The following is a 19,890-nucleotide window of genomic DNA, read 5'->3' on the forward strand; positions in this document are numbered from 1 at the left end:
CCGTCTAGTTGCAGGGTAGCAAAAAAGCGCTCGTGCGAAACGCCAGAATTAACGCCAGAAATGAGCGCCAAAACCCGTGTTACTGATTGTTGGCTTGTTTGCGCCGTTGGCTACGATAACGGCTGAGCGTCCGGGGGGCGATACAATGTCGCGTTGCTGCTTCCTCAAGGGTTATACAGCCAGCATTACGCTCATAGTAGTCAAGGGCTGCTTGCAACTTTTCCTCTTCAATAGCCGGGCCGGGTTTTCGTCCGGGGCGAATATCGCAAAGGGCACGGTCAGCCGCGGCGTTTGCTACTGCAATCGCCACCTTCGCAAAGAATGCTGCGTGGTGTTCGGCAAATAGTCGCACTACCTCATGCGCGTTAAGGTGTGTGACCGTTTCAGCAATCAATTGTGATTCAAAGCCATCCAACTCAGCTCCCGCGATTGCGGCGGCATCGCGGATGAGAGCAATGTAACCCTGCAACTCGTCGAGCGCGTCCGAATCAGGGATATGCTCGCGAGCTACTCTCTCTGCGTACAGTGAGGCCAAGACGATGATCCTCAGCGCAGCCCGGATTCGCCGCTGGTCAACGTTGCTCATTGGTGTGGTATCATTAGTCATGGAACGCATCTCCGTTTCGTTCCTCAGCGCGGCGCTGGTGTGTGAGGCCAGCGCCGCGCGCGTTTTCGTCATGATACTGCTATTCGGCTTGGGCGATAATCGCGGTGAGCGCGGCCAGCACCGTTGCCGGTTCAATGCCGCGCCAGCGCGCCAGCGCTACCGCATCGGCCAGCGCCAGCCGAATATCCATGAGGGCCGCATCCGCATCTGCCGGTTGCACCAGATGCGCCGGCGCAACCTCATAGCGGTGCGGTTGGGTGTGGATGATAGCGTGGTCTACGCCGTCAAGCGTGATGTGACCTACCACATAGCCGATAAGCCGATGCGCCCGCACCAGTGCGCGGGCTGGCGCGGCGGGCGCGTCTCCGGGCTGCTCAGGGCCGGTAGCGGGCAATTCCGGCGGCGTCATGGTTCCTACCTCCGAGTGGCGCGCGCAACGTGCAAGAGGTTGCGCGCATAGCGGTACATATCGTCATGCCGGCTGAGGCCGGTAGCGGCCAGTAGTTGGGTGTGCAAGATTTGCCGGTCGCGGTCAAGCTGGTGCAATGCGCCGGCAGCATAGCAGCCCGTGCGCATCGCGTCAACCAGCGCCACATACTCGGCGCACATGCTGATCAGCGTCTCATCCATTGCGGGCCTCCGTTCCGGGCCGGCACTGCCGGCAGTAGCCGTGCTTGCGCGCGGCCCCATATTGGCCGAGGTTCGCCAGCGGCGCGCCACAGTGCGGGCACTGGTAGCGCGGCGCGGCGTCACTGGTGCGCGCCGTTGCCGAGGGGCTGCTATCCGGCGCTGCCGGTTGCGGTTCGGGATAGCTGGCAACGCGGGCCAGCACCAGATCAGCCGCTGGCGGCAAGGCGGCGCGTTCATGCGCTTGCACCGCGTTGCGCATCGCCGTGATAATGCGCACCATCGCGGCGGCCTCGGCAGCAATGCGCTGTACCGCTACTTCCGCGTGCTTGGCGCGCGCTTCCACTTCCGCTTGCACCAGCAAGGCGCGGTCAAGCAGCAACGCTTCCAACCCGCGCCAGACGGCATAGGATGCCAGCATCAGCACCAGCGTCACGATGCCGGCCAGCGCCCAAGCCTCAAGGTCGCCTACGCCCTTGGCCAGCGCGTGAATGCTGTGCAGGGCGGGCGCGGCGCTGGCGACCGGCAAGAGGTGCCGAGCGGCGGCAACCGGTGTGGGAATGCCGAGCACATGCAAGGCGAAGCCGGCCAGCGCAAAGGCTTCGATGAGCAACAAGGCCCCTACCGCCGCCCAAGGCGTGAGAAACACGAATTGCCAAAACGTGTAAGCCCCCCAGAGCGACCATCCAACAATCACCAGCGCCAAACCGCCGTGAATGGCTAAGCCGATATGCCGCTTCATCCTTGCACCTCCGTAGTGGCACGCAAGCCGTCACGCGGGCTTGCAACCAGTAGCCCATTGAGCAGTTCCGTTTCGGCCTCTACCTCACGCCGCGCCCGCGTCCAATCGCTATTGTCAAACGCGACGCCTTGGGCGCGGGCCTCATCGCGCGTGATGCCGGCCCGGATGAACGCCTTCAGTCGCTCAATCGTCTCGGCGTCTGCGCGTCTGTCTGTCTGTGCCGGCCCGCTGGCGGCCTCATCGCAGACTGGCAGACGCCAGACGTTCGGCGATCGCTGCGGGCGCACCTGATGAATGCCGGTGCGGTCGCAGATGCGAAACTCGCCGTCTACCTCACGCAGCGCCGGATAGGGCCGGCCTTCCAGCGTCGCTAGGATGTCGCGGGCATTGCGGGCATCGCGCAGCATGACGCGGATGCTGGCCATGTCCAGTCCGATGATGGTGTAGTTCCGGCGCATCACCGAGTTCATCATCAGGTCTTCCACTAACGGGCTTTGGCTCAGGATGATGAGCGCGATGCCTACCTTGCGCGCCTCACTGCCGAGCCGGGTTGCTAACGCCTTCCAGCGCCGTTCCAGCGCGGCAGCGATGGCCGGTGCTTCATCGATCAGCACCGTGAGCCGCTGGCCGGGCGGCTCACCATCAGCCAGCCGGCGATAGCGTTCGGTCATCTCGGCATCGAGCGCGTCCAGCGCCGCGCCGATGGCCGCATAATCGCGGCCCGCCCCGATCGCATCAATCCCCCACCATTTGCCGGGTTCGTGATGCGGATCGATCACGCAGATGGCATCGCCGGCGTCAATCCGGCGCGCCAAGAGTGCCGCTCCCGTTGTTGTTTTGCCGCTGGCCGTCTTGCCGGATACCAAGATGTGCGCTTCCCGCGCCGCCACATCCGTCACCCAGTCATCAAGCCGCTCAATCGCTGGCGTTACAACGCTTTCTAGCGCCTTGCGCGCCTCTTCGCCGCTCGGCTTCGCTGCCGAGGCGCTGAGGCTGAGGCTTTCAACACCCCGGTAGGCGCGATACGGCGCTACCTCACGCTCAAGGGCCGCCGCGCGCTCAAAGAGGGCGTAGTAGCTCGGCAAGGTCAATTGGTTGATCAAGTGCGCCGGCACCGGGTTCATAAGCTTGTCGCGGATGACATTCGCTCGGCGCGCATAGATGCGCCGTTCATACACCCAGACGCTGGCGGCCAGTATGCCCAACCAAGCCGGCGCGCTCGCCGTGATGCCCAACAACACCTGCCAAAAGAGCACCCAACCCGGCGCGGGCGGGTAGGCGCTCTCGGTAATGCGGGCCGCCACCCAAAACACGATCACCAGCGCTAACCAGCCGCCCAACGCGACCAGCCCGGCCAGTGCAACGCCGAGGGCGTCGCGCCCGCGCCAGCGGGCCGGTGCCGGGCGCACATCCAACGCCGCAAAGCGCGCCGCCTCTACATCCTCATCGTGCCATGCGCTATCGGCCTGCGCTTCCGGGCCGATCCGGTTTATCGTCAGATTGCTCATCGCGCACCTCCGCTGTCACACCTGTCACACCTTGTCACACCTACCGCCATCGGTAGGTGTGACAGCCGTTTAAGCCGTCCTAATGCGCTCGGCGCGGATGCTGTCACACCTGTCACACCTATTTTGCTGATTTTGTCTGTCACGCTATCATGAGCGTGCCGGTTGTTGGCTGCGCCCAGCCCGGCAATGCGGCGCGCGGTTTGGCCTGCACTCCGGGCCGCGCGCCGTGATGGTTGGTATCTCCGCATGCAATCCCCCGTTACACGATGGCCGGCAAGCCGGCCTCGATTCTCACAGCCAGTAACGCCGTCACATCGCCATTGGCGGCCCGTTCCAAGAGCGTGAGCGGGTAGGTGCGATTGGCCAGCCACTCGGCCAGCCGCTCGGCCTCTACCATCGCCGGCCCAATGCCGCTGGCCGCTTGCTCGGCCCAGATAGCCAGCGCCAGCCGGCGCGCCTCTTCCGAGATCATCCGCATGGTTCACCTCCGAGGTTATGAGTAGGTTTTGAGATTCTCAAAACCGGTTTTGAGTAGGGTTTTGAGTACGCCGGTTTAGCGCGTTGCAATGCGCTACGCCGAGGTTTTGAGGTTTTGAGTAACGGGATAAGGGAACGAAAAACGCGCCTACCGCGCCGGCTCTTCGGGCAGCGGTTCAAGGCGCAAAATGTCACCCGGCTGGCAATCCAGCCAGACACAGAGGCGCGCCAGATCATCGAGCGGCACCTCGCGGATGGTGTTATTCATCAGGCGCTCGATAGCACTCCGAGACGCGCCCGATTCTTCCGCGATCACCCGCACGCTGAGCCGGCGACGTTCGCGCAATTCTTTTTGCGCGATGAGGATGCGTAGATGGCTATTCACGACTTTCACCCCCTTATTGTACAACAACCAACGTTGTTGGTTAGCAGTATAGCACGTTGTTGCAATAATGGCAATGAGATGATTTTACCTACATTGTTGATTGCAATTTAACAACCTTGTGGTACAATCCTAGGAAAGTAATCACACTCTGGCATGGAGGGGAATATGCACGCGGTCATCTATGCGCGGGTAAGCACGGAAGAGCAGGGGGATAACTTTAGCATTCCGGCCCAGCTTGCGGCCTGCCGGGAATATGCCGAGCGCAACGGGTTGCAGGTAGTAGCCGAGTGCATCGATACGATGAGCGGTGCGCGGTTAGATCGGCCCGGCTTGCAGCAAGTGCGTGATCTGGTATCGCAACAGTTGGTGCAAGCGGTGATTGTGTATCACCAAGATCGCTTATCACGTAATCTTGCGCACTTTTTGTACCTGCGCGATGAGTTTCAGAACGCGCGTATTGCGTTGCACTTTACCACGCTTGGACAGGCGCGCGATACGCCAGAAGATAAACTCATTCAAAACATGATCGGTTCCTTTGCCGAGCATGAGCGGTTGCGCATTATTGAACGCACGAAGCAAGGCCGGCGCGCTCGATTGCTATCCGGCAAGCCGCTTGGCCTCGGTAATCACCCTGCCTATGGGTATCACTGGCATGGAACCAAGCATGATCGTCACTTACACATCAACGAAGCGGAAGCGGCAATTGTCCGCCGCATCTTTGCTTGGGCATTGGAAGGCGTGCCTACCCAACGCATTGCGAAGCTGCTTACTGATATGGGCGTCACACCACGCGGGCGAGCTGGCCGCCCTCCTCGGCCTGAATGGGATCATACCACCGTTGCCGGCATGTTGCGCAATCCGGTGTACAAAGGGCAATACTACTCGGCAGCGCATAATCTCTTTGTGCCAGTTCCAGCAATTGTAGACGCCGAGACATGGGAAGCGGTGCAAGAGCAATTGACGCGCAATCAGGCAATGGCCAAGCGCAATGCTAAGCGCGTGTATTCGTTGCGCGGGCGGATACGGTGCGGGATATGCGGCAATCGCATGTCAGGCAATGGCGCGGGCACACGTGCATCCGGCAAGACGTATCACTATTACATGTGTCACGCCGCCAAAGGCGCGCTGATTGCATCGTGCAACCATGGCACATCGTACCGGGCCGAGCGGCTGGAAGCGTTGGTATGGCAATGGGTAATAGAAACGGTGTTGGATGAGACGCGACTAGTGCGAGCAATCGAGGCGGCCCGCGCCAATGAAGCCGGCCAGCGTGAGGCGCTGGAACATGAGCGAGCTGCCTATGCACGCCAGATTGCCGAGGCAGGAACGCGCACGGCGCGGCTCATTGAATTGTATACCGCTGGTGTATGCACATTGGATGAGGTCGCCGCCACCAAGAAACAATACGAACTGCAACGTCAAAGCGCTCAGCGCGAGCTTGACCGAATCGATGCCCAGCTTGCCGCATTAAACAGCCACCATGCCAATCGTGACGCGCTGCTTGCGATGGCTCGCGCACTCAAAGCGGCATTGCAGATTGAGGCAACGCCGGAAGAGCAAATGAAGGTCTATGAGGCGTTGGATGTGCAAGTGGTAGTGCGCGAGAATAATATCGATGTGCGCGCAGTGCTTACCGGTGATGCCGGCACGTTTTTGATTGCGGGGGAACCAATAAGTTCAACCAGATGAAAAAGGTCACGGCTGTACCACCGTTACCGAGTGCCGCCAACCAATAGGTTGGTGTGTAGCGTTCACCCAGCGAGCGCAACCCCGTCAGACGAGCAACCACATGACGCATGAGTTTGTAACCTCCTCCTTTTGTCAAGTCTTTTGCGACCTTTTGTCTATAAGATGCAATGAATTGGGAAGAGGTTACACCGTCCAACCAATTAAATGGGGAAAGGAGATACTGGCTCGCCCGTACTGGAACCTATTTCAAAAAACATTTACAAGAGGTACCTCACTCGTTACCAACAGATATGCTTGTGATGAGCACACAGCATCTCCGTGGTCAGCAGGGTCAACAGCGTGACTCGCGCCCGGCACGAAGCACGGCTGGTGCGGCAGCATGGCTGCCGCACTCCAAACGCCGCGCCACGCGCACAACGAGCGGGTAAGGCAATCCATCCAGCGCGTGATGGCACCGCCGATGGTCGTCAGCCCACCTCGCTGCCATACCAGCAGACTGGAAGTAGAACCTGTTTCAAAAAAACATTGACTAGAGGCTCTCTCATTCGTTACCAACAGGTATGCTCGTGACGAGCGCACACCGCACCCCGTGGTCAGCCGGGTCAACAGCGTGACTCGCGCCCGGCACGAAGCGCATGACGAGCGGGTAAGGCAACCCATCCAGCACGTGATAGCACCGACGATGGTCGTCAGCCTACCTCGCCACCATCCCAGCAGACGGGGAGTAGAACCTGTTTCAAAAACATTGACTAGAGACTCTCTCATTCGTTACCAACAGATATGCTAGTGACGAGCACACAGCATCTCCGTGGTCAGCAGGGTCAACAGCGTGACTCGCGCCCGGCACGAAGCACGGCTGGTGCGGCAGCATGGCTGCCGCACTCCAAACGCCGCGCCACACGCACAACGAGCGGGTAAGGCAACCCATCCAGCGCGTGATGGCACCGCCGATGGACGTCAGCCCGCCTCGCTGCCATCCCAGCAGACTGGGAGTAGGATATGATGTCGTTGGCAATTAGCAAGCGTCCATACGCCTATGCGACAGTTGTTAGCACGATAGTACAGCTAAGTGCTACCGTTTTGCCGCCGAAAGTGACCGCCGCCCTCGCATGACCGGACGATCAACCGGCAACGCGACCAACCAGAGCAGGGTGGTCATCGTGATTGCCGAGAGCAGACACCAGAGACAGGTCGCCCCAATCACAAATGGTTCGAGGAAGGTCAGGTAGAGCGAAACGAGTGTGCCGACCAGAACGAATCCAACCAACAACTGGCGGGCTACCCGCCAATCACGAACATAGTTGATCATCCAGGCCCCAAGAATAGCCAGGTAGCCGGCTACGCCTACCAATCCGACCGGAATCCCCGCGATACGGGCATAAGGACTCTGGTGTACCAGATTACAATCGCCGATTGGGCCGCACACAGCGCTCTGCTGACTCAATTCAACCACGGCCAGATAACCGGCCAACACCAGACCAACAACCGCAAACACCGGTATGAGGCGATTGCTGGATGCCGGCAATGACCGATCAAACGGCCAGCGCAGGCGACGAATAGTTATGAAGATAACGATCACCATGCCGGTTAGGACGAGTAACGCCAGCGTGTTGGCCGGATCGCGACTGAATGGGGAGGTAGAGGCAGAGGCAGATGGCAGTGATGGCGTACCTGCTTCAAGGCGGGTGATATACGGTTCCAGACCGGGAATGGGCGGCCACCGGCTCCCACCCGTGGTCAGAGCTTGTTCGATCAAGCCTGGCAACTGCGCAGGAATTTCCGTGCTACCGACCAGATGTACCTGCTCGAAAAAGAGTGCCGGCACCCCGAAGCGTTCACGCGGAACGGCAAAGGTGGTGATGGCCGCTTCGTACAGTGCCATGCCGTCGGGAGTTGTGACATCGATGGTCAGAATGTGCAACTGATCACCGTAGCGAGCTTGCAGGGGTGGCAAGACCTCATCTAACACCACGTGGCAATGAGGACAGGTGGGTGAGAAGAAGAGAACAGCCCGCGCCACCGGTGACTGGGCAAGGGCATCAGGCAGCGACAACCATTCAACAATTACCAGCAGGCTACTGAGCAAGCCTACCCATAACCAACGTGTGCGCATAGGAACCTCCTCTGTTTGAGCGATTACCATGCATTGTATTGGTTGTTCAAGTCGCTTTGAAGCCCGAATTAACTAACAAACTGGTACATATTCCGCAACACAACCTGCTCATCCACCCTGCGAGGTCGACTTCGAGAGAGGCTACACCTGCCCGATTGCCAACCAGCATGGCATCACCCATCTACAAGACGGAACGTGTGACATCGGTGCGCATGAGCTTCAGGTGCAGCGGATTCATCTGCCCCTGGTGCTGAAACAGTCATGAGCCTGGCAAGCGCAGTATGCATGTAGACGTTTTGTAGACGCCTCTTGTGTATGCTGGAGACAACCACGAACGATGTGTAACTACACAAGAGGCGAGTATGGAACGACATAACACCGTACTATCGTTACCCACGCTACGTGGTCTGGTGGGCAAGCTCGTTTATACCTCTGGCTCACATGCCTTTTCTCGCTCCATCTTGAAAGGTAGACGTTACGCTCAGGATAGGTGGGGAAGCTTCATCGAAAGCCGTTCCTGGGGCTGGATTATGTTGATGATCGTGGCCGGTGTGGTTGGTGGATGGCTCCTGCTTCACAACGCCCGGCCAACGCTGAGTGCCGGCTCAATCGTCGTCACTACCACCGATGATGAACTGAATAGTGATGGTGACTGTTCTTTGCGCGAGGCGATCCAGGCGGTGAATACGCAAAGTCCAGTTGACGCCTGTCCGACCGGTAGTGGCAACGACACCATCACCCTGCCGGCGGGCGTCTACACATTGAACATCGCTGGCGCAGGTGAAGATAACAATACCACCGGTGATCTGGACATCTTCGCAACAGCTTCGGCAGTGACCCGCACGCTCATCATTCAAGGCAATGGTGCTTCAACCACGGTTGTGGACGGCAATCAGCTTGATCGGGTCTTCCATCTTGTAGCCAGGGCACCTGTAAGATTTCAGGATGACCTTCTGGTGCTGCGAGACCTCACCGTGCGGAATGGTCGCCTGCCTGCTGCGACTCGAGAAGGTGGTGCTGGATTGCTAAGCTGGGGCCGCCTCGAACTCTACAACGTGATCATCGAAAACAATGCCACGACCGGTACGAGCAGCAGTGATGTTGGCGGCGGCTTTTGCATTGGCTGTGGTCCCGGTACCGGTAGCGGATACCTGGAGAACGTTATCGTGCGCAACAATGCTGCTCAAAGAGGCGGTGGTGTCTTCAGCAATCGGCCGCTGACCATCACCGCCAGTAGCATCATCAGCAACACCGCAGTCGCCAGAGGGGCAATCGAGAACTACGGCGCCCTGACGCTGATCAATGTCACGGTGAGCAATAACTTCGCCAGCAATAATACCGGCGGAATCGGACACTTTGCCGGCTCGCTCAGCGTGCTCAACAGCACGATCAGTCACAACACGAGCCGTGGGATTCTCTTCGACGCGCCGGCAACGCTCAAAAACACTCTCCTCGCCTACAACACACCCGGCGGGAACTGCTTTATCTCTACACCACCAACATCACAGGGTTACAACCTGAGTAACGATAATAGTTGCGCCAGTTTACTGACGGCCAGTGGTGATCTGAACAATGTTGATCCACAACTCGGCCCGTTGCAGAACAACGGCGGCTTCACCCCAACACGGGCGCTTGCCCTGACCTCACCTGCGGTTAATGCCGGTACCAACAGCGACTGTCCGGCTACCGACCAGCGCGGCGTTACCCGTCCCCAAGACGGAACGTGTGACATCGGCGCGTATGAGCTTCAAGTGCAGCGGGTTCATCTGCCCCTGGTACTGAAACAGTCATGAGTCGGGCCAGCACGGTATGCATGTAGACGTTTTGTAGACGCTTCTTGTGTATGCTGAGAGGTATCGCAATACAGCTATCTCCCAGCCGTTCAGGAGGGGGCAAGCTGCGGGACGATGATGGCAATGGCAACTTTGTAGTACATCAACGACTGGAGGGCACACATGATCACAAAATTGTTTAGCCATCTGACGGGTGGATTCATCATGATCATCTTCGGAGCAATCTTCGTCGGGGTCGGTCTCTTCGCTCGCGACTGGATGGTACCCTCATCACACCTCTCGGCTAGTGGGGTGGTTGTCGATCTGGACGAGGTGCGGAGTTCCAGGGGCAGCACCGGCTATAAGGCCGTGGTGGAATTCACCACCAGTACGGGGCAGGTTGTGCGGTTTCAAGACCCGACAAGCAGTAATCCTCCCGCCTATCGTCGCGGCCAGGAAGTGACCGTACTCTACGATCCGGAGAACCCTGAATTTGCGGTGATCGACTCGCCCTTCACCTGGCTGCCATCTACCGTGTTTATTGGCTTTGGTGGACTGTTTGTGGTGCTGGGGATTTTTGCCCTGCTCAACTGGCTCCTCATCTTGTTGAAGCTGGGCGGGATATTGGGCGTGCTGGGTCTGCTGCTGCGACGATCCCGGTCCCCTGTGAGTCATTAACTACTTACTGCGCATTGCACAGGCATACGTATAACTGGCGAACCGACAGGCAGCGCATTGATTACCCGCAAGGTATGAACAGATAGTTACCACATACGCGCAGAGACACATGATTTCATTGCAGTAATAGACACTCGTTCTGACGAACAGGCGATGAGGTGGTTACTGTCGATGAGCAAACCACCAGGCATTGATCTACCGTCATCCTTATGATCGCTTGTGCAAGGGAGATATACAATGCCCATCACTCGTTTCGTCCTGATTGCAGTGATCCTGGCTTTGTCCGCCTGCTCGTCAGGCGGCAGTTCGACGGTTGAACCGTCACCGGTGGCGGTGAACCCCACTCCGACCGTTCAACCGTCGCCGGTGGCGGAGAACCCCACTCCGACCGTTCAACCGTCGCCGGTGGCAGCGAACCCCTCTCCGACCGTTCAACCCTCACCGGTGGTAGAGAACCCCACTCCGACCGTTCAACCCTCACCGGTGGCAGAGAACCCCACTGCACCTGTTCCGCCTGTGGCTGCCGCCGGTCAGTGCCAGAACCCCTACTACCCCGTAGTTCAGGGCGCTACCTGGCAATACCAGATCAGCGGCGCGAGCAGCGATACGTTCGTGCGGACAATCACCCAGGTTCGCGAAGACGGCTTCGACGATCAGGATGTGTTCAGCAGCGGCGCTACCCGCCAGGGAAGCTGGCAATGTCAGCAAGGCAATCTCATCGGTCTGTCAGCCGGTTCCAACCCCAGCGTCGCTCTCTCGGACCAGATGAACTTCACGTTTACGGTGGAGTCCAATACCGGCATCTCATTCCCCGCCGATCCTCAGCCAGGCGCTGAATGGACGCAGACCATTGTCTATGGCGGTCAATCTGATATTGGCGGCACAACCGTAGCATTGCGCAACACGATGCAGTTGTCGTGCAAAGCCATCGGAGTGGAACGGGTGAGCGTGCCCGTCGGCAACCTCGAAGCCTTGCGAGTTGACTGCACAACCAGGTTTGACATCTCGTTCGCAGGTGCTACAGCGTTGAGTACGACTACAACTGGTTCTGCCTGGTATGCGTCAGGGGTGGGTCTGGTCAAATCGCGGGACTCCAGCGATACCGGCGTAACCGAGATCGTGCTGCTTTCCTATTCCATCCCCTGAGATGCATTCAACGAGAGGAGCAAAGACCATGTGGGACTTCAGCATCGGCAAGGCTTTCAGTTTGCTCATCCGCACCACGCCGTTTATCGGCTTCCGTTTCGCCATCTACTTTGGGATTACCCTCGCCTACATCGTGGCAACCGGTGGTGGCGCCGGTATCGGATACCTGATCGGCAGCGTCCTTGGCGATGCCGAGACCGCAGGTGGCAGTGCATTTTGGGGCGGATTGTTCGGCTTTGGGTTCGTGTCGGGCGCGTTGTACTTTGCCCGTGAGTATCTGATGTACATTGTCAAAGCGGGGCATATTGCAGTACTGGTACGCCTGATGGATGACCAACCCATACCGGAAGGAACGGGGCAGATCGCGTATGCCTCTCAGATCGTGAAAGCGCGTTTCGCCGAAGCCTCACTGCTCTTTGGCCTCGATCAGCTCATCAAAGGTATCATCCGCACCGTGAACAGCACGCTGCTGACTATCAGCAGTTTTCTGCCCATCCCAGGACTAACCAACGCCATGGAGTTTGTGACAGCCGTGATCAGATTCTCGCTGACGTATGTAGACGAGGCCATTCTCGCCTACATCATCCGCACCGATCAAGCGAATAGCTGGGCCAGCGCTCGTGACGGCGTGATCCTGTACGCCCAAAACTACCGGCTGCTGCTCAAAAATGCGGTCTTCCTCACCATCTTTGCCTGGATATTGTCCTTTGTGATTTTCCTGATCGTGATTGCACCGGTTGCCGCACTTGTGAGCGTGATGCCGGGTTTGGGTGGGTTCTGGACGCTGATCATCGCCATCATCACCGCGTATGCGCTGAAAGCAGCGCTAATTGACCCCTTTGCCATGGCGTGTATTGTCCAGGTCTACTTCCAGGCCATCGCAGGCCAGACACCGAGTCCGGAATGGGTCGACCGCCTGAATTCGCTCTCAGCCCAGTTTCGGGAGTTAGGCGAAAAGGCCGCAGCCGCGATGGGCGGCAGCAGTCGTCTGCCCATCTCAACCTGGAAAGGCTGACAACAGACGATTGATCGCAGGCTACCAGATACGCTATCGGCGCCTCACGATGTTCGTCGCGCTGACCGTTGCGCGGCGCAGGGGATGTCCTCGAATTGGCCGGCCTTATCTTGCGGCAAAAACGCACAGAGCCGCACGTCGTTCAGGTACGCAATCGTAACAGGTACAACTCAGGAGGCTGTATGACGATCACCCGATTTCCCCGAATGCTCGCTCTTCTGATCGTGATGGCGCTGATAGTCGGAGGACTGCCCGTCCGCTCGATGTATGCAGCGGGCTTTGTCGTGAACAGTCTGGGAGACACTGCAATGCCCACGGCGGGGGATGGATTCTGCACCCTGCGGGAAGCCATCGCATCGGCGAACAATGCCGGCAACGGCGACTGCGGCCCTAACAGCGCTGCTGACGACACCATTACCTTTAGCGTGAGCGGGACAATTACGCTTGCTGCCGTCTTGCCCTTCATTGCTGGCGGAGCGGGAGCGCTAACGATTGACGGCGGCGGGAACATTGCCATCAGTGGCGGTGGCAGCGATCAGGTGTTGCTTATCAACTCCGACGCGAACCTGACGCTGCAAAGGTTGACCATTACCAATGGGTATTCCCTTGGCTTCGGCGGCGGCATTCAAAACAGCGGCACGCTGACCGTCACCAACAGCGTGCTCTCGAACAACGCAGCAGGCTTCGGCGCGGGTATCGACAACACGGGAACGCTGACCATTACGAATAGTACATTCTCGAACAACGCAGCAACCACCAGCGGCGGTGGCATTTACAATGCAGGCACGCTGACTATCACAAATAGTTCGTTCTCGAACAACGCAGCAACCATTAGCGGCGGCGGAATCTCCAACGACACCAACGGCACGCTGACTATCACGAACAACACGCTCTCGAACAACATGGCAGACTATGGTGCGGGCATCTACAACGACACCAACGGCACGCTGACTATCACGAACAGCACGCTCTCGAACAATATAGCAAGTAACAGCGGCGGCGGAATGTACAATTCGGGCACACTGACCATTACCAACAGCACCTTCTCGACCAACCAGACAGGTGCCTTCGACGGCGGTGGCATCTACAACCAGGGCGCGTTGACTATCGCCAACAGCACGTTTTCGAACAACATAGCAACCAACGGCGGCGGCATTTACAATGCGAACGCACTGACCGTCACCAACAGCACATTCGAAGGCAACACAGTATCCAGCAGCGGCGGCGGAATCTACAACGACACCGTCGGCACGCTGGCTATCACGAACAGCACGTTCTCGAACAACGGAGCTCCTAACGGCGGCGGCATTGGCTCCACCGGCACGTTGACGTTGAACAATACCATCATCGCCAATAGCTTCGGTGGCGATTGCCGGGGATCGGTCGCATCTGCCGACCACAATCTGATCGAGAACACAGGTACTAATGCCTGCAACCTGACTAATGGCGTGAACGGCAACATCATCGGGCAGGATCCGAACCTGGGCACACTCGCCGGCACGCCTGCCTATTTCCCGCTCAACACCGATAGCCCGGCCATTGACAAGGGGAGCAACGCCATCTGCGCCGCTGCACCGGTCAACAACCAATCGCAGAACGGCGTCACCCGTCCGCAGGACGGCAATGGCGACAGTAGTGCGACCTGCGATATTGGTTCTTACGAATTGGATGTAACTCCTCCCACGGTCACTTCTATCACCCGCGCCGACCCCAACCCGACCAACGCCGCCAGTGTGAGCTTTACGGTCACGTTCAGTGAAGCCGTGACCGGCGTGGATAGCAACGACTTTAGCCTGAACCCGACCGGCGGTGTGAGCGGTGCCGGCATCACCGGTGTGAGCGGCGCCGGCAGTTCCTACACCGTCACGGTCAATACCGGCACCGGCAGCGGAACACTGGGGCTGACCCTGGTGGACAACGACTCGATTGTGGACGTGGCCGGTAATCCGCTGGCTGGGTTGGGGGCCGGCAACGGCAACTTCACCGGTGAGAGTTACACGGTGGATAAGGGAGCGCCGACCGTCACCGCCATCACCCGTGCCGGCCCCAATCCGACCGGTGCCGCCAGCGTGAATTTCACGGTCACGTTCAGTGAAGCCGTGACCGGCGTGGATAGCGGTGATTTCAGTCTGACGACCACTGACAGCCTGAGTGGCGTCGGCATCACCGGTGTGAGTGGCTCCGGCAGTTCCTACACTGTCACGGTCAATACCGGTACCGGCAGCGGGACGCTACGGCTGGATGTTCCTGCAACAGCTACCATTACCGACCCGAGTGGTAACTCCCTGAGCAGCCTGCCCTTCACCACAGGTGAAAGCTATCTGGTCAGATCGTCTTTCGTCTACCTACCGCTGGTAGTGAAGGCACCGTAGGCATACGCTGACACGCAGCTTCTGGTCTGAGGATGATCTGATGGCTCTCACCCCCGGCCCCTCTCCCGCACAACGCGGGCTATGCATAACCCATACCTCGGATACTGCATAGCTCGCGTGCGGGAGCGGGGGTGATGGCCGGCGAGTCGGCGGGTTACAACTCTACCTCAATTCATAGAAGCCCCTTCGGAGCTGCCTGACGGCGGGGAGTGGGGACCGGGCGTGCTGCGGGGTAGCCCCGCAGGGGCTTGCAGGTTGTGAGGCAGAGCGTCAGCCCGCACGACCAGATCGGCGGGTTGGGTGAGGCGGAGGGGCCGTCATGCCCGACCATGGGACAGGTGTCCACCCTGTGCACCAGCGGCTACGGTGAGCACCTGACGGGGTAGCGGGAATGACTGCAACGCGGGCTTTCCGCCTGCGTCACGGGGAGCCACCACATGTTACATGCGGCACCCCACTGCCTACCACGTGACTTATGGGTAATGCATAGGACCGACTGGGGACGGGAATCGCCAGTACGGGATGACTCCCGCTAGCACGTGGTGGGTCAGGTGGTAAGCGCGCCGGAGGCGTGCGCTCCCAGGGAACACAGACACGCCCCCACCCTACCCCGCCCCCGCTGGGGGCGGGAACTATCGGTACAGGATGACTTCCGCTTTCACAAGCTGGTTCAGATGACGAGCGCGCCGGAGGCGCGCTCCCAGGGCATGCCGGGCTGGTGTCGGTGGCGAGCGCGCCGGAGGCGCGCACTCCCAGGGGATACAGACACGCCCCCACACTCACCCGCCCCCGCTGCTATGCATTACCCACAGGTCACGCTGCGTTAGACCGGGCTGCAAGCGCTCCCTGTGGCGCGGGCTTCCAGCCCGCGTGCCGGCATCATCGCCACCGCCGTCAGGGGCTGGCTCCGCCGGCAGGCTGGAAGCATGCCCCACCGTCTGATACACCGTCTCCCTCCGCCACCACCGCGACCATACGTTTCCCATTCGTGACGTGCGACTCACGCTACAGCGTTACAACGCGATAGTGCCCAGGAACGTGCACGATACGATAGGCGCTGCTGATGCGTGAAGAGGTTGACAAAATAGTTATGGGTAATGCATAGCCCGCTGGGGGGGCGGGAACTACCGCTACAGAATGGCATCCGCCTTCACAAACCTGCCGCAGCACCGTATGCGCCGCACCGGATCGGTAACTATCGCGACAGTACCTGCATACCCGGTGCCACTTGTACGCAAGCCAGCATACGCAATGCCGGGATAGAGGCGCATGGGTAAGACACGGAGATTGATCACCCCGCCTGACTATTCATTTCTCTATTGCTTGTGGCAGGCTGTTCATTATACTATCGGGAAAAGTGTTCTCCTGCTGCACTGTGAATATAAATCACCAAAACCGAATGGATTGCTGAGCGTGTCAAGCACGCTGCCACAGCGACTATGATCGCACCCACACCGTTCGACGTGATTTGCACACGATGCCGGTCGGAGCACCCGATACGAACAATGGGTATGGAAGCACGTCGCAATGGGAGGTGATGACGAACCACATTCTTCGCCAGACCCGCTGGTCAGCACCGGAACGTTCGCATTGTTGTCGGCACGAAGAAGGCAGGCAGGAGATGGTGCAACCGTTATCAGGGTGTTCGGTTGCTGTTCCTGTACGCAATCTTCCTTACCCAACAGCGCAGAAAGAGAGACGTATGAGCAACCATAGTGGACATTTCTTCGCAGGACGGCAACCGACTCGTCATCGGCTCATCGGGATTGCAGGTGTGCTTCTCGTAAGCGTTATCCTGATGATCGGCTCTGTTCAAGCAGCACCCCTCGGCACGGCCTTCACCTACCAGGGCCAGCTTCAGAAGAATGGTAGTCCATACAACGGCACCTGTAGTTTCCAGTTTAGTCTGTGGGATGCGGTCAGCGGTGGCGCACAGGTCGGGAGCACCCTCACCCAGACCGGCGTGACCGTCAGCAACGGCCTGTTCACGGTCACGCTGGATTTTGGCACCGGCGTGTTTACCGGCGATGTGCGCTGGTTGCAGATCGCCGTGCAGTGTAGCGGCGATAGCGGCTATACTACCCTTTCCCCACGGCACGCCCTGACAGCAGCGCCGTATGCATTGGGGCTACGGCCAGGGGCGCAGGTGATTGGATCGGTTGTGGATGCCAGCTTGTTGGTACAAAATACAGCCGCAGGTGGGTTCGGTTACGGTGTCTTCGTGCAGACCGACAGTACTAGTTCCGACGCTGCGGGTGTTATGGGCTACGCTGCTGCCACCAGTGGCGTAACCTACGGCGTCTATGGCAGGAGCAACAGCCCGAACGGTACAGGTGTCTACGGTATTCACCAGGCGTCGTCAGGTTCGGCACCCGGTATTCACGGCGTCACAAGGTCTACCAGTAATGACGCGGTGGCTATTCTGGGAGAGGTGCCATTTTCCTCCCTTCCTGGGGCCACCTCTACCGCAGTGCGTGGGTTGAATAAAGGTACTGGAGGAACCGGGATCGGGGTGTGGGGATCACATGACGGTGGTGGATGGGGCGTCTACGGAACGAGTGTGTCCGGCATTGGCGTGTATGGTCGTACCACGACCGAGACTGGTATAAGCACAGGTGTTTTTGGCGAAACCACCAGCACCTCCGGTAGAGGTGTGTATGGCCTTGCCGTTGCCAATACCGGAACTACCTACGGTGTGTATGGTGGGAGCATCAGTCCTTCTGGTACCGGCGTGTATGGCGTTGCCACCGACACCAGCGGCATTAACTACGGCGTCCGAGGCAAGAGTAACAGCAGCAATGGCTACGGTGGGTATTTTGAAAACACCAGCGATGGGATCGCCCTCTATGCTGAGGGGAATGGCAATGGCCGCAATAAAGCTGCGTTACGGGTGAATAATACCGACACCGGTCAGGGAATGGCAGCCTACTTCACCAACAATAGTGGTTTCCATACCGCCCATTTCTACAATGCACAAAGTGGGAATGTCCTGTACTTGCAGGGGAGTAGTACGGGTACCGGCGACTTTATCACTGCCGTGAACAATGCAGAAACCAATACATTGTTCCGGGTGACATCGACCGGTCAGGTGCAATCCGATGTAGGCTTTAGCACGCCTGCCGCCGATTTTGCCGAGATGCTGCCCGCTGTTTCCGGTCTGGAACCGGGGGATGTGCTTGTCATCGGTGCAGATGGCAGGCTAGCCCGCAGTACGCAACCCTACCAGGCTACTGTCGTTGGGGTCTACTCAACCCGACCGGGCTTTATCGGTGGTCAGCCGGTAGACGGCAACCTGGAAGGCCATATCCCGCTGGCAGTGGTGGGGGTCGTACCGGTTAAGGTGAGTACGGAGAACGGTCCTATCCAGCCTGGCGATCTGCTGGTTGCCTCGGCGACACCTGGTCACGCGATGCGCGCCGGCACCAACCCACCGCAAGGAACGGTCATCGGTAAGGCGCTGGAAGGGCTGGATGATGGCACAGGTGTTATTCGGATGCTGGTTGTGCTTCAGTAGGAGGTGGACAATGCGAGGTATCCGTAGACTCCTCGTTCCTGGCCTGATTCCGCTTCTTCTGCTGCTATCTGCGCTTGCCCTGGCCTCTTCCGGCGGCCCTTACAACCTGAACTGGTGGACGGTGGATGGTGGCGGGTATACGGTCAGCACCGGCGGGAGTTACGCGCTGGGCGGTACGGTCGGGCAGAGCGATGCGGGTGTGCTGAGTGGCGGCAGCTATACGTTGCGTGGTGGGTTCTGGGGTGGTGTCGAGGTGACGTATCAGGTCTGGACACCGTTGATTATGCGTGATAGTCCGTAAGCGCGAACGTGGCGTGCGCTGTACCATGCCGCAGTACGATGCGCAGCACACGCTGCCGGTGGTGTCTCTCGATACGCCTGATGATCGCATCAGATATGCGTTTATCGGGAGACACCAGCGTGACCGGTAGCAACCATCTCCCATGTGGCGACCACCGGCCACAAGCCGCTACGCATCCTATACCGCCGGTATAGCGGACGTGTCCGGAATCGTTATCCCAACACCGTATACACCGCGCCACGTGGGGTCAACTGGCTGCGGAAGAGGCGCGGCGAATCGCTCTGCCAGGTCAACGATTGCGGAGCAACGGTGTCCAATGCGGTGCGCAGGGCGCGCAGATCGGCGGCTGTGGCGTTGGGTCGCGCACGAGCCAGGGTAATGTGGGGTACAAAAGGCCGCGTTTCGGTCGGTAAGCCGAGCGATTGGATGACCGTAGCGAGTGACCGGTGCAGGGTGGCAAGCGCTGCCAGATCGCCGCGCAGGCCAACCCAGACCACGCGCAGGGCGCCGTTGGCCGGAAAACAGCCCAGGCGGTCGAGGGTGAGCGAGAGGGCAGGTGCCGATACCGACCGCAAACCGGTCAGCAACGGTTCAACCAGGCGCTCCGGCGTTTCGCCGAGAAAGTGTAGGGTCAGGTGCATCCCGGTTGGGTCTGTCCAGCGTGCGGCCCGGCTGTGGCCTTGTAAACGTTGTTGAATGCGCTTCAGCTCATCGCGCACTGGCTGCGGCAGTTCGAGCGCGATGAAGAGGCGGAGGGTTGGTTCAGCAGGTGGGGTTTGTGACATACAGAATACGCTTTGCGTTCAGATTATCTTTACCTGTTTGCATGATAAGTGTAACTGAGGAGATAGAAAATAGGAAATAGAAAATAGGAGATAGGCATTAGGGGATAGGAGATAGGCATTAGGTATTAGGAGATAGGCATTAGGGGATAGGAAATAGGC

18 protein-coding genes are annotated in these 19,890 nt (G+C 59.0%); 9 read left to right on the plus strand and 9 right to left on the minus strand.

From position 1 onward, the window contains the following. Positions 1–79: 79 nt before the first annotated feature. The 7 genes from CAUR_RS01460 to CAUR_RS01490 form a co-directional block, all read right to left on the minus strand. The gene (locus tag CAUR_RS01460) at positions 80–607 is read right to left on the minus strand and encodes a hypothetical protein (RefSeq protein ID WP_012256193.1); all 528 of its coding nucleotides are present in this window, start codon (positions 605–607) and stop codon (positions 80–82) included. A 79-nt stretch (positions 608–686) separates the two neighbouring features. Next, complete coding sequence (locus tag CAUR_RS01465; protein WP_012256194.1) at positions 687–1,016, minus strand: hypothetical protein; 330 nt, start codon at positions 1,014–1,016, stop codon at positions 687–689. 5 nt (positions 1,017–1,021) lie between these two features. Further along, positions 1,022–1,237 carry a hypothetical protein gene (locus CAUR_RS01470; RefSeq protein WP_012660419.1) on the minus strand — a complete coding sequence of 72 codons (216 nt, stop codon included), beginning with the start codon at positions 1,235–1,237 and terminating at the stop codon, positions 1,022–1,024. Then, positions 1,230–1,976: a hypothetical protein gene (locus tag CAUR_RS01475; protein ID WP_012256195.1), complete on the minus strand. Its 747-nt coding sequence runs from the start codon at positions 1,974–1,976 to the stop codon at positions 1,230–1,232. The genes CAUR_RS01470 and CAUR_RS01475 overlap by 8 nt, the downstream gene beginning before the upstream one ends. After that, positions 1,973–3,484: a P-loop NTPase family protein gene (locus CAUR_RS01480; RefSeq protein ID WP_012256196.1), complete on the minus strand. Its 1,512-nt coding sequence runs from the start codon at positions 3,482–3,484 to the stop codon at positions 1,973–1,975. The genes CAUR_RS01475 and CAUR_RS01480 overlap by 4 nt, the downstream gene beginning before the upstream one ends. A gap of 259 nt (positions 3,485–3,743) precedes the next feature. Next, positions 3,744–3,962 carry a hypothetical protein gene (locus CAUR_RS01485; RefSeq protein ID WP_012660420.1) on the minus strand — a complete coding sequence of 73 codons (219 nt, stop codon included), beginning with the start codon at positions 3,960–3,962 and terminating at the stop codon, positions 3,744–3,746. Positions 3,963–4,109: 147 nt separating this feature from the next. Then, positions 4,110–4,346 (minus strand): helix-turn-helix domain-containing protein, encoded by a 237-nt coding sequence (locus CAUR_RS01490; RefSeq protein ID WP_012256198.1) that lies wholly within the window; start codon positions 4,344–4,346, stop codon positions 4,110–4,112. A 165-nt stretch (positions 4,347–4,511) separates the two neighbouring features. Between CAUR_RS01490 and CAUR_RS01495 the strand changes: the two genes are divergently transcribed. Beyond that, positions 4,512–6,035, plus strand: coding sequence for a recombinase family protein (locus tag CAUR_RS01495; RefSeq protein WP_012256199.1), 1,524 nt, complete (start codon positions 4,512–4,514; stop codon positions 6,033–6,035). 869 nt (positions 6,036–6,904) lie between these two features. Then, complete coding sequence (locus tag CAUR_RS01500; RefSeq protein WP_162015838.1) at positions 6,905–7,054, plus strand: hypothetical protein; 150 nt, start codon at positions 6,905–6,907, stop codon at positions 7,052–7,054. Between the two features lie 53 nt (positions 7,055–7,107). On the opposite strand, the gene CAUR_RS01505 is transcribed toward CAUR_RS01500, so the two are convergent. Then, the gene (locus CAUR_RS01505; protein ID WP_012256200.1) at positions 7,108–8,148 is read right to left on the minus strand and encodes a vitamin K epoxide reductase family protein; all 1,041 of its coding nucleotides are present in this window, start codon (positions 8,146–8,148) and stop codon (positions 7,108–7,110) included. 362 nt (positions 8,149–8,510) lie between these two features. Between CAUR_RS01505 and CAUR_RS01510 the strand changes: the two genes are divergently transcribed. From CAUR_RS01510 to CAUR_RS01540, 7 genes are all read left to right on the plus strand, one after another. Then, positions 8,511–9,941, plus strand: coding sequence for a CSLREA domain-containing protein (locus CAUR_RS01510; RefSeq protein WP_012256201.1), 1,431 nt, complete (start codon positions 8,511–8,513; stop codon positions 9,939–9,941). 162 nt (positions 9,942–10,103) lie between these two features. Beyond that, a complete protein-coding gene (locus CAUR_RS01515) occupies positions 10,104–10,598 on the plus strand; it encodes a DUF3592 domain-containing protein (RefSeq protein WP_012256202.1) in 495 nt (164 codons plus the stop codon). 237 nt (positions 10,599–10,835) lie between these two features. Next, positions 10,836–11,744, plus strand: a complete 909-nt coding sequence (locus CAUR_RS01520; RefSeq protein ID WP_012256203.1) for a hypothetical protein — start codon at positions 10,836–10,838, stop codon at positions 11,742–11,744. A gap of 28 nt (positions 11,745–11,772) precedes the next feature. After that, complete coding sequence (locus CAUR_RS01525) at positions 11,773–12,759, plus strand: hypothetical protein (RefSeq protein ID WP_012256204.1); 987 nt, start codon at positions 11,773–11,775, stop codon at positions 12,757–12,759. A 182-nt stretch (positions 12,760–12,941) separates the two neighbouring features. Continuing rightward, complete coding sequence (locus CAUR_RS01530) at positions 12,942–15,131, plus strand: beta strand repeat-containing protein (RefSeq protein ID WP_012256205.1); 2,190 nt, start codon at positions 12,942–12,944, stop codon at positions 15,129–15,131. A gap of 1,702 nt (positions 15,132–16,833) precedes the next feature. After that, a complete protein-coding gene (locus CAUR_RS01535; protein ID WP_162015840.1) occupies positions 16,834–18,645 on the plus strand; it encodes an autotransporter outer membrane beta-barrel domain-containing protein in 1,812 nt (603 codons plus the stop codon). A gap of 10 nt (positions 18,646–18,655) precedes the next feature. Continuing rightward, the gene (locus tag CAUR_RS01540; protein WP_012256207.1) at positions 18,656–18,946 is read left to right on the plus strand and encodes a hypothetical protein; all 291 of its coding nucleotides are present in this window, start codon (positions 18,656–18,658) and stop codon (positions 18,944–18,946) included. 212 nt (positions 18,947–19,158) lie between these two features. On the opposite strand, the gene thpR is transcribed toward CAUR_RS01540, so the two are convergent. Continuing rightward, positions 19,159–19,731 carry an RNA 2',3'-cyclic phosphodiesterase gene (gene thpR, locus CAUR_RS01545; protein ID WP_012256208.1) on the minus strand — a complete coding sequence of 191 codons (573 nt, stop codon included), beginning with the start codon at positions 19,729–19,731 and terminating at the stop codon, positions 19,159–19,161. Positions 19,732–19,890 lie beyond the last annotated feature (159 nt).

The sequence above is a fragment of the Chloroflexus aurantiacus J-10-fl genome, from assembly GCF_000018865.1.
Classification (GTDB): domain Bacteria; phylum Chloroflexota; class Chloroflexia; order Chloroflexales; family Chloroflexaceae; genus Chloroflexus; species Chloroflexus aurantiacus.